The sequence below is a fragment of the Okeania sp. SIO2F4 genome (assembly GCF_010672385.1).
Taxonomy (GTDB): Bacteria; Cyanobacteriota; Cyanobacteriia; order Cyanobacteriales; family Microcoleaceae; genus Trichodesmium.
The window spans coordinates 1-10,168 of sequence record NZ_JAAHGT010000296.1; the positions used below are offsets into that span (position 1 = coordinate 1).

Annotated in this window: 10 protein-coding genes; 3 read left to right on the forward strand and 7 right to left on the reverse strand. The window is 37.2% G+C overall.

Annotated elements, in window-relative coordinates:
* Positions 1 to 678: 678 nt before the first annotated feature.
* The gene (locus F6K22_RS18990) at positions 679 to 1,098 is read left to right on the forward strand and encodes a hypothetical protein (protein WP_293101126.1); all 420 of its coding nucleotides are present in this window, start codon (positions 679 to 681) and stop codon (positions 1,096 to 1,098) included.
* Between the two features lie 197 nt (positions 1,099 to 1,295).
* A complete protein-coding gene (gene psb35 / locus F6K22_RS18995) occupies positions 1,296 to 1,463 on the forward strand; it encodes a photosystem II assembly protein Psb35 (RefSeq protein ID WP_293101128.1) in 168 nt (55 codons plus the stop codon).
* Between the two features lie 95 nt (positions 1,464 to 1,558).
* On the opposite strand, the gene F6K22_RS19000 is transcribed toward psb35, so the two are convergent.
* The 7 genes from F6K22_RS19000 to F6K22_RS19030 all read right to left on the reverse strand — a co-directional run bounded on the left by F6K22_RS19000 (position 1,559) and on the right by F6K22_RS19030 (position 8,987).
* On the reverse strand, positions 1,559 to 2,320 hold the full coding sequence (locus tag F6K22_RS19000; RefSeq protein WP_293101130.1) for an LmeA family phospholipid-binding protein: 762 nt from the start codon (positions 2,318 to 2,320) through the stop codon (positions 1,559 to 1,561).
* Between the two features lie 343 nt (positions 2,321 to 2,663).
* Positions 2,664 to 3,266 carry a pentapeptide repeat-containing protein gene (locus F6K22_RS19005; protein ID WP_293101133.1) on the reverse strand — a complete coding sequence of 201 codons (603 nt, stop codon included), beginning with the start codon at positions 3,264 to 3,266 and terminating at the stop codon, positions 2,664 to 2,666.
* Between the two features lie 146 nt (positions 3,267 to 3,412).
* The gene (locus F6K22_RS19010; RefSeq protein ID WP_293101136.1) at positions 3,413 to 4,354 is read right to left on the reverse strand and encodes a 2-hydroxyacid dehydrogenase; all 942 of its coding nucleotides are present in this window, start codon (positions 4,352 to 4,354) and stop codon (positions 3,413 to 3,415) included.
* A 434-nt stretch (positions 4,355 to 4,788) separates the two neighbouring features.
* Positions 4,789 to 5,466 carry a 2OG-Fe(II) oxygenase family protein gene (locus F6K22_RS19015; RefSeq protein WP_293101139.1) on the reverse strand — a complete coding sequence of 226 codons (678 nt, stop codon included), beginning with the start codon at positions 5,464 to 5,466 and terminating at the stop codon, positions 4,789 to 4,791.
* 52 nt (positions 5,467 to 5,518) lie between these two features.
* Entirely contained in the window at positions 5,519 to 6,733 is a 1,215-nt protein-coding gene (locus F6K22_RS19020) for an LL-diaminopimelate aminotransferase (protein ID WP_293101142.1), read from the reverse strand.
* Between the two features lie 124 nt (positions 6,734 to 6,857).
* The gene (locus F6K22_RS19025) at positions 6,858 to 7,349 is read right to left on the reverse strand and encodes an SET domain-containing protein-lysine N-methyltransferase (protein ID WP_293101145.1); all 492 of its coding nucleotides are present in this window, start codon (positions 7,347 to 7,349) and stop codon (positions 6,858 to 6,860) included.
* Between the two features lie 237 nt (positions 7,350 to 7,586).
* Positions 7,587 to 8,987: an HD domain-containing phosphohydrolase gene (locus tag F6K22_RS19030; protein WP_293101148.1), complete on the reverse strand. Its 1,401-nt coding sequence runs from the start codon at positions 8,985 to 8,987 to the stop codon at positions 7,587 to 7,589.
* A gap of 675 nt (positions 8,988 to 9,662) precedes the next feature.
* Between F6K22_RS19030 and F6K22_RS19035 the strand changes: the two genes are divergently transcribed.
* A complete protein-coding gene (locus tag F6K22_RS19035; RefSeq protein WP_293101151.1) occupies positions 9,663 to 10,166 on the forward strand; it encodes a hypothetical protein in 504 nt (167 codons plus the stop codon).
* Positions 10,167 to 10,168 lie beyond the last annotated feature (2 nt).

Consider the following 10,168-nt stretch of genomic DNA (forward strand, 5'->3'; position numbering starts at 1 on the left):
CTACTTTATGCAACCAACTATGGCGACAGTATAACATAGTTTTTGGACACTGCTCAAATTTACTAACTAAATACAGACAGAACATAGTTCTTAAACACTATATATAGCGTACTTCCGTAAGTCCTGTTGATCAAAATTTTCAGAGTAGTCCAAGAAAGATTTAGATTAAAGCCAGAAAAATATGAGCAAATAATTATGACTATTTGTGGTCTTGTGCGACTACGAATAGGTACATTGATTTTGTAGTAGTAAATCCTCCTTACTCTAGATATAAATCAGTTCAGTGGCATGGCTACTTTTGAGATAGTTTATAATAGTAAGTATCTGGAACACTGATTTTATCGTAAAAATTAACTATCGACAGCAGGTAGCGATCGCTCATCAAAAGATAGTTATATTAAGTGTTTGACTATTTTCGGAGATGTCTAATAAACTACTTCTCCGTGTTAAGTGTTCCCTATTCCCTCTTTTCTGGAGATGTCTATTGTTGGGAATTGGTATTAGTCATAGATTATTTTAGCCTTGGTAAGGATGATCCCCCATGCCCACCCATCTGGGTAATAGGGCAACCACAAGAGGTAATCCCCTGCATTTAATTTATGATCAAAAAAAATTAAGATAATCAGAAGAAAGCTCAAAAGATGTACTTTGACTGTGTAAATAAACTACAAAAATCTTATGAGTAATCAAAATATATTTGATAATTTTATATTTGATAATTTCCTCAAATCCTATGAAGACAAGACCTACAAATATCCCACCCTAGTGCAACACAAAGGTACGGTAATTGCCTTTGCTATGGACAATGAACGACGTATCTATTACACAGTCCTCGACCTGAGTGACAGTGATGAAAACAAAAGACCAATATATGTAGAATACTGGGCTAGAAATAATATAGCAATCCTATTTTATTCGTATATAAAAATCTTACCGCTTTTAGGGAACAGCGGTGCGACCCCGCGGGGTGCGACAGACGCAAGCGGTCAGACCCCGCGCCGCCGGCAGGCGCAAGCGGTAACCCGGCGAGGTTTCCCGCTCTTTCAGAGCCGCTCCGAAGTGCGCCATGGGAACGCCGACCAAGAGAGGGAATGCTGACCAACAGAGGGAACGCGCACTCCTGTGAGGGAAGACTTAACACTTAACTGGTGAGAGTTTCGGTTTTTTTATCTACTTTTTGATTACCCGCAACCTATGCACGGATTGCTATAGTAGATTTTTCTTTCTTTCAACTTCTCCATACCGTGAGATAATATTAATGATGATCAAATAAAAATTTAATAGGAAGATTTAATATGGTACAAGGCGATCTATGGATTCCGATAGCAGTTGTAGTAGTAGGCTTTGTGGCTGCTGTGACTATTGGTTCAATTGCTTGGTATAATTCTAAACGTCCTCCTGGTTGGGAAGATACCCAACGTCCTGATTATGTTCCTAAAGTCGATCAGGATGAAAATAGCTAGGCTTAGAGCTATTTTCAGGACAATAAACTAATTGTAGGGACATTAAGCCAACGTCCCTACAAGCAAAATATATTGTTACATCAATTTAATTAATCCTATTTCTTTTTAACTCCACTGGGGAATTGATCGATTTTAGCTATACCGTAGAATGTAATGTTATCTTTTCCTATTCGTAGCCGATCTACTCGCAGTTGAGTATTTTCTATGGCAAATTTATCTAAATCTAGTAAGTTATTGACATGATCTATTAGAGATTTACCTAGGTCTACTGACTCTTGATTACCATTATATTTGACATTGACAAATTTGATTTTGCGTCGCTCCTCCACTTCGATGTTAGCAGTAAAATCAACGTCTATAGGTTGATTTGAACTTCCTACTCCGACTTGAGTATTTAGTCTTAAGGCTCTATCTTCAGTAATAGTCATTTGAGTGTTTTGGAAATGTAGGGGTTGTCCCTGATATTGGAGCCTTTGGAGTTTCTCTACCACAAATGGGGTATTGAAAGAGGTGGTCAAATCTGACTCAGTTAATACTGTCCTCATAGTGGCCTGGATAGGCTGCTTGAGTTTTACTTTACCTGTAAAAATTGCACTGAAGTCTATTGATATAGCTTGTAGGTAAAGTTCCATGACTTCGATGCGAAGGCCATTATACATCTGCATTCCTTTGCCTATGAAATCAAACCCATCCAGACTACCCTGTAAGAGTTTGGCCACTGGCTCGGCGCGGACATTGGCTTCGACTTGATCGGAGCTTTTAAACAGGGCTGCAATTGCTGTTCCTGCTACCTTGCTTACCAGGCGATCGCCACTTTGATTTTGCATTGGTGTACTCGTAAACAATGCCGTCACCATAATTTTTCAATATGTACCTTCGCAGATATTATAACCATTTTGTGAATAATTGTAAACTTTACTTGTACTTATGTACATAATAAGCTTCACTGTGAGTTTTTTGATAACAAAAGGAAGTACATGAGTTACTCTAAATAGGTAGACCCTTATAGGATTTATCTATAGATTAATGTTTGAGTTTGAGAACTACTTTATACTTTGATATTTTTCCACCATTCCACCAAGAGGATATGTAGCAAAGTCACTTTCTTGAACCTGCAACATGGTGTAGTTATCCGTACAAAAGGTGGGGTAGATAAGAAAATCAAACTTTTGACTTTTGACCTTTGATTTTTAACTTGACTTAATCAAGAGGTGTGCCTTGGACACAAGCATCAGTTAATAAAGTCCCAGTTAAGTCAGTCTGTTCTAGTAAAGCACAGAGCAAATTGGCTCTTTGTAAGTTTGTGCCTCGGAGTATTGCCCCACTTAGATTAGCCTCTTCTAAATCTGCCTGGGATAAGTCTGCACCAGAAAGATTAGCACTACTAAACTCGGCTTGAAACAAATTTGCTCTAATCAAATTAACTCCTCGTAAGTCAGCTCCACGAAAATCAAGACCACTGAGGTCTAAATCATTAAAGATAGCTCCATTTAAGAATGCTCCTGCAAAGCTAGCTTCTCTAAGTTGAGCATCGATAAAAATAGCACCCCTTAAATCTGCATTACGAAAGTCTGCTCCTCTCAAGTCAGCACCAGTAAAATCTACAGCCCGAAGATTAGCCCTTAGTTTTGCTTTCTGTAGATTTGCACCAGCAAAATTAACTCCAACCAAGTGAGCTTGATCGAAGTCTACTTCTGAAAGTTGAGCTCCTGTTAAGTCTGCACCAGGGAGGTGAGCATTTGCCAAAAGTTTAATTTTACCTGCACGAATAGCTGAAATGTCAATAGATGTTAATTCATTCATATTTATTAATTTTAGATGTTAGGTGTTGGGTTTTAATTAAAATCCTTTTTAGTAGCCTCTGTCACAGTCAATTAAATACTCCAAAGGTCTTCATTCATATTTATTAATTTTAGATGTTAGGTGTTGGGTTTTAATTAAAATCCTTTTTAGTAGCCTCTGTCACAGTCAATTAAATACTCCAAAGGTCTTCCTTCTAAACTGGAATCTATTGTGTCTAGAACACGATCAGCTACTTCCTTGGGCAAACCAGGAGCAGCGATATGGGGAGTCACTATAATACGCGAATCAGACCAAAAAGGATGGTCTATAGGCAAAGGTTCAGTATCAAATACATCCAAACACGCACCAGCAATTTGGCCCGAATCTAAGGCACTCAATAAATCTGCTTCTACCAAGTGTTGGCCTCTACCAACGTTAATTATACAAGCCCTTGAAGGTAAAGCTGAAAAAGTTTCATGGCAGAGAATACCTTTGGTTTCTGGCGTTAATGGTAGCAGACAGATAATCACTTGGCATTTACTCAGGAAAAGCTCTAATTTTTCGCGCCCGTGAAAGCATTCTATTCCAGCAACTGTTTTACGTTTTCTACTCCATCCCCGCACAGGAAAGTTCATATCTGCAAGCTTTTTTGCCACTCCTAAACCTAAAACTCCCAACCCCAAAACTCCAACTGTAAATAAGCTAGAATCTGCTACAGATAGATATTCCCAGCGTCCCAATCGCTGCAATGTTTGATACTCTATAAAACGTCGTTGAAACATCAAAACAGCTAGAGTAACATACTCTACCATTTGCAATGTTTTGCTTTCAGAGACGAGACGGGCGATCGGAATATGTTTGGGTAAATCGGGGTCTTCTAAAATGGTTTCTACGCTAGCTCCTAGAGACATAATTAACTTCAGATTAGGAAATCTTTGCATTACCCCTGGTGGTGGCCTCCAGGCCAGAACAATCTCAATCTCTTCGGGTTTCCCGTATTTTGGCCAGACTCGCAAATCTAAATCGGGCTTGCGGTTCTGCAATTGGTCAATTAATTCGGCAAACCATAAATCTGTCGGGTCAATTTCTGTAAGTATTAATACTGCCATAGTTAAAGCTTATTTATTCAGCAATTAACAATTAACAATTAACAATTACCTCTCCCTTTTAGGGAGAGGATTGACAAAGAAGGAAAAAATTTCTTTTTTTCCCCTTTCAAGGGTCGGCTTTAAACCCGAATTAATTAATAATTAATAATTACCTCTTCTTATAACGGATAGGATTGCCTAAAAGGAATTTTTTTTCTTCTCTTGGTTGATTGGAGGCAAGCGAGGTCTCCTCGCCATCCCATCCTAACGGACTGCTCCGCAAACAACCGCTCTCTTGGTCGATTGGAGGCAAGCGAGGAAACCTCGCCATCCCTCGACCGCTTTTTTCTCCATGAATGGAGAGGCTTTATACCTTAAGAGTTCGGTAATATTTTCATAATCATTTCATCCAATTGCGCCAATAAACCCGGTTTCTGCCTAAGCCCTAATATTACTTAAATCGGTACTAAATTACTCCAAAATAATGCTTTTGAAGAATCATGTCCTCTAACTCGGTGAATGTTTGCTTTGATTTTGTTCTGAGTTATTTTCTGCAAAAGCGTACCTCCTTGAACAATTAAGTATCCTTCTCGATCTGGCATAGAAAACCAACCATATTCCTGGGTATAGCCTTCCAATCCTTTTATTGAAATTACAAGGGTAATCAACGATCTATCTTTGTGAGGTGAAATTACAATTTCTTCCCGATTACTATTTTTAATCGATTCTACATATTCTTCCTCTGGAGCGTAAAAATATAACCCATATTTTTCTTGTCGAGAAAATTCTTGTAAAAATTCTTGCGGGTATCCCAAGGTACGAGAAATTATCCCTAGTAGATGGGAAAAAAATTCAAAGTATTGCTCTACTCCTGTATTTCCCCCAGTTTCAAATCGACTATAAGTTCCATGAAACACAGAACCTTCACCCGTGTAAGCATCTTCTCCATAATATACATCAACTACATCCTGGAGATTTTCCATATCTTTATCTATTCTGACTCTAGCTTCAATTGGATCTTTAACACACAAAAAACCAAACTGATTCAGGTAATTTCCTACTTTCTCAATAAGATCGGCTTCCGGTTCATCCAATTCAATTATTGGATATTGGTCAAATTCAATGACACTCATAATTCAAATCCTTATTTTGATTTTTTCCCAAGGCGAAAACAGCAGATACTTACTAATTTGAGTGCGTAAGTCCTGATAGATTTTTGACGGCTGCTTGAATCTCCTCTCTCTGTCCTAATGCCACTAAACGTAAGTATCCTTCTCCATTATCGCCAAACACAGAACCAGGGACTCCAACAATTCCCTTTGACTCCAACATTTTTTCAAAAAACTGCCAGGATGACAAACCTTCAGGAGCTTTTACCCAAACAAAAGGACTATCAATTCCACCAAAACACTCTAGTCCTGTTGCTGCTAAACCATCTCGGAGCAAGCGAGCATTTTGCAAGTAATAGTTTACCACCTCCTGACATTCTAGTTGCCCTGCTGGAGATAAAGCAGCGATCGCTCCATGTTGGGCAATATTGGCAGTACCCCAAAATTTAACAGCATGACGAATCTGCCACAAATTATTTAATTCTCCTGGCACTGTATTTTTAATCTTTAGCGCTTGAGGAATAACGCACCATCCGACTCTTAAACCTGTAAAATTAGCCCATTTGGAAAAACTGCCAATTTCAATAGCACATTCTTTAGCTCCTTCAATTTCATAAATACTCTTTGGTATATTTGGAGTTGTAATAAAAGGGCTATACACCGCATCGAAAATAATTACAGCTTGGTTACTTTTGGCATAGTCAATAAAAGATTTTAGCTGTTCGGTAGTAGCAACTGCTCCTGTGGGGTTATTCGGAAAGCAAAGATAAATTAAGTCTACTTTTTCCTCTGGCGGCTTGGGTACAAAATTATTTTCCTCAAGACAAGGCAAGTTTACTAATGGACGACCTGCAAGTAAAGTTCCTTCTACAAAAGACGGGTAAGTTGGGTTTTGTACCGCTACTATATTATCCGGAGCAAATAGTTCTTGAATGTTGACGGAAACTGATTGAGCACCATCACTGATAAAAACTTCGGATGAGTCTATTTCGACTCCCATTTTTTTTTGATAATAGTCGGTGCAAATTGCCGATCTTAGGGCTGGATTTCCGGTAATATCTTCATAACCAGTATAAGTTTGGCGATCGCCTAAGCGATTTGCAGCTTCTACCATAGCCTTTACTACTGTAGATGGCAAAGGTTGAGTGGTGTCACCAAAAGCCATCATAAATATTTCTTTTTGTGGGTGAGTTGCTCGATAGGTTTCTACTTTACCCCAAACTTGGTTAAAAACAATTTCGGTATAAGTTTTTCCTGTCAACTCACTGAGAGCTAAATTTTTAGTAGCCATTGAATTGAAATAAGTAACAATTTAGTGATTATCGCCCTAAGTAGAATTTCCACGAAGAGCGATAACATTTTTTATGAGAGTTGGATTGTTCTCAGTAGCAGGATTTATGGGGTATATGCTGATGCTAATTTTCTAGTTTTTGTTCTATGTACTGGGAAAGTTTATATTTTCTCAAAATTTCTGGCGGTAAATGAGCAGCACCTTGAATATATTCTAGACAATTTTCACTTTGACAAAGACAATCAAATCCTTGATCCATAGACCATTCTGTTGATGGATAAAAGAATGTAAATTCTTCTCCTATTTCTATTTTTTGTAGTGCCATAACTACCATATTTGTAGTGTCGAAAAAAACGTTGGGACTGCAACTATGATTGATGTATTGCAAAAACTCTGGAGCGAGCATAATATGTTCGCTATCGCTAATTTGGACGGTTAAATAATTAGGAGTATCCAGAACTTCTTTTGAGCCAAATTCACTGATAATTTCTCCAGGATTAATTTCTATTAAGGAGTGTAGGGATTTATCTTTAGTGAGCTGACACTCATTAATTGCTGCGAAGGAGGTAACTTTTGTGATTTTTGTTTTGTTTTGTTTTGATTCTGCTGCAATCATATTTATAGCTATACTAAGTAAGTTCAACAATTTCTAGTTTAATATATCATAGGACTTACGCAATGGTACTATATATTCTTTTAAAAAACTATAACGTTTCAGAAAAAAACTGTGGGGGTTTGGTCTCCACACCCAAAAACAAAGGGAGATTTAGAAACCAAACCCCTACCACAAAATTTTGCAATCTATTGAGCATTGCTATACCACTTGTCTATTAAATTTTGCGTTTAAAGGAATTCAATGTACTGATGCTTTTGCACTAATTGCTTCTTCTAACCACACATTAGGTAATTGACGTGGCCTTTCAGGTAATTCCATCAGACCCATTTCTGTTAATCGAATGACATTGCTGAGAGTTTCTACTAACGTAGGGTCAAAATAAGTACCACTGCGATCGCTACACTTTTCTAGCGCTTCTCCTAAACTAAGAGCAGCGCGTTTACCTCGTGGTTGTGTCAGCTCTTGGAAGTAAGAGACTAAACTCAGAATACGAGATTCTATAGGTATTTCTTCTGCCCTGAGACCATCTGGTTTACCACTACCATCCCAGTATTCCAAGTGATGAGCAATAATTTTAGTGACTGGTGCTAATTCTGGCATTGCTGCTAATAATTGAGCGCCAAGCACACTCTTTTCCTGCCAGAAATTTAAACTTTTATCGTCTAATTCATCAGGTGTTTTCGTAAATACTTCTTTTGGTGCTGAAACTAATCCGACTCGAAACAATAATCCTGCTAACCGCAAACGTCGCAATTTCAGGGTTGGTAAGTCTAACATTTGCCCTAAAGTTTCAGATAAAGCTGCTACTTGTAGAGATGCAATGGGGTTTGTTTCATCTTGCTCGTCTACTTTCTGTGCCATCCGTAAAAATGCCTGCAATTTGTTAGCATTGAGGTTGCGACTCACTCGTAATGCTTGACCTTCTAATTCCCAAAGTTCTCTTGTTTGTCTATTTATGGCAATCATTTGTTCCTGAGTTGTTTGCAGGTAAGAAACTATTCTAGAAACTACATCACTCATATCTGTGGGTGCTACACCTTCAGTCTTGAGAATTTCCTGATGTTGTTTTTGAATTGTATCTGCTAGTGCAGGATTATAGGGGCGACATCTTTCTGTAAGTATTTCTGCTGCTTTTGCCACTAAGTTCCGATCAAACGTCCATAAACCGTAGAATTTTCTTTCTATGTCTACAGTTGGTTTACCGTGGGGTAAATATTCATCTTCAGACAGTTCATGGCAAAGTACCATAGCTTTATAAGTTGGAGCTAGTATGATTAAATTCCATTCATTAACCAGACTATCAGTTGTTTCAAGATTAACTAAAGAGACATTTTCTAACTTACTTGTAGGATGTGTAGATAATCCACTATCTGGTACTGCACCAATAACAATGTGACGGCTAGATTGAGCTATTTCTTGGTAACGATCTGCTTCTTGCAGATACCATTTTCCTTGTTGAAATGTTACTAAAACTAATGGTTTAGCTTCCGGTTGTATATTGCAAGTTTGTAATATGTGGTCTTCTAAAGCATGACATAGAGCTACTAATGTATTTTTGAAATAAACTCCATAACTAGAGGGGAGTTTTCCTTCCGGACTGGCTTCTTTAAGTTGATTTAAAGTTGCTTCTGGATTCATTTTATTAAATGATGATTATTTTATATATTTGTATTTGATCTTTAGTAAGCATTAAGCTTTTAGCAATCAGCTATTAGCAAATAATGGATAATTCTTGATTAACGTTAAAGGAGTGTACTTTGGTAGTAATTTTTAATTCTATCTCAATTTCTCAATTGCTTTTACCGAATAATTAATAATTATTAATTATTAATTAAATAATTCAGCTTACTCTGCCTCCCCTTGGATAGGGGAAAAAAGCGGTTGAGGGATGGCGAGGTCCCCTCGCTTGCCTCCAATCAACCAAGAGAGCGGTCGGCAAGCGGAGCATTCCGTCAGGATGGGATGGCGATATCTCCTAGCTTGCCTCCAATCGACCAACAGAAGAAATAGTATTTCCTTGTATTCAATTCCCGCATTTGTTTCAACCAGAGGTAATTATCCATTATCCATTATCCATTATCCATTAATGAACTCCCCCTCTCATCAATAGCTGATAACCCAGTTCCTCTGCAAGAGGCTAGCTAATAGCTGATGCTTGAATGCTTACTTATCTTTATGCTTAACCTTTGTATTAAGGTGATAACATTTTTCCAATTTATACATATTTTCATAATTTTGTCAAGTATGATCGAGTTTTTATGTGGAAAAAAAATTGGTAAAATATATCCTAATATATAATTTAGGTATACAATTATGACAGTTTATCAAGATAGGGAAGCATTTATTCCTTATTCTCGGCGAGATATCATAGAACTTTGTATTAAAGATGGTAAATTACCTGAAGATTCTCTACAAAAATTTAGAGATTTTTGTTCTATTTTACTGGCATATTATCATTTCAAATTCCATAAAAAACTGGAAATATTAAAGGAAAATTATGCGCCTTTTAATCCAGATGCAAATACTAAATATATTGTTGATTATTCTGAATCAGAACTCGCCACAATGAAAACTAAAGTAGTTCAGAGTTTTGCAGAAATTCTACAAAAAGGTAATTATTATCCAATATCTAAGGCAAGTTTAGAACGTGCTTTTCAGGAAATGTCACTAATTGAATTGAAAACAGATATTGATTTTGATAATTTTGAAGAAATGGTATGTTACTGTCGGGGAGATATTTATCAGACATATAGTTTAAGAAATTTTTCCGAAAAATTGAAAAGAAAATTGATGTTTTTGAAAGAGTGGCTTTATTAATT

Coding starts and splice junctions, on each gene's coding strand:
- F6K22_RS19000 (WP_293101130.1), bottom strand. CDS start 2,320: ATGGTGACGGCATTGTTTACGAGTACACCAATGCAAAATCAAAGTGGC.
- F6K22_RS19030 (WP_293101148.1), bottom strand. CDS start 8,987: ATGAATCCAGAAGCAACTTTAAATCAACTTAAAGAAGCCAGTCCGGAA.
- F6K22_RS19010 (WP_293101136.1), bottom strand. CDS start 4,354: ATGGCAGTATTAATACTTACAGAAATTGACCCGACAGATTTATGGTTT.
- F6K22_RS19020 (WP_293101142.1), bottom strand. CDS start 6,733: ATGGCTACTAAAAATTTAGCTCTCAGTGAGTTGACAGGAAAAACTTAT.
- F6K22_RS19015 (WP_293101139.1), bottom strand. CDS start 5,466: ATGAGTGTCATTGAATTTGACCAATATCCAATAATTGAATTGGATGAA.
- F6K22_RS19025 (WP_293101145.1), bottom strand. CDS start 7,349: ATGATTGCAGCAGAATCAAAACAAAACAAAACAAAAATCACAAAAGTT.
- F6K22_RS18990 (WP_293101126.1), top strand. CDS start 679: ATGAGTAATCAAAATATATTTGATAATTTTATATTTGATAATTTCCTC.
- psb35 (WP_293101128.1), top strand. CDS start 1,296: ATGGTACAAGGCGATCTATGGATTCCGATAGCAGTTGTAGTAGTAGGC.
- F6K22_RS19035 (WP_293101151.1), top strand. CDS start 9,663: ATGACAGTTTATCAAGATAGGGAAGCATTTATTCCTTATTCTCGGCGA.
- F6K22_RS19005 (WP_293101133.1), bottom strand. CDS start 3,266: ATGAATGAATTAACATCTATTGACATTTCAGCTATTCGTGCAGGTAAA.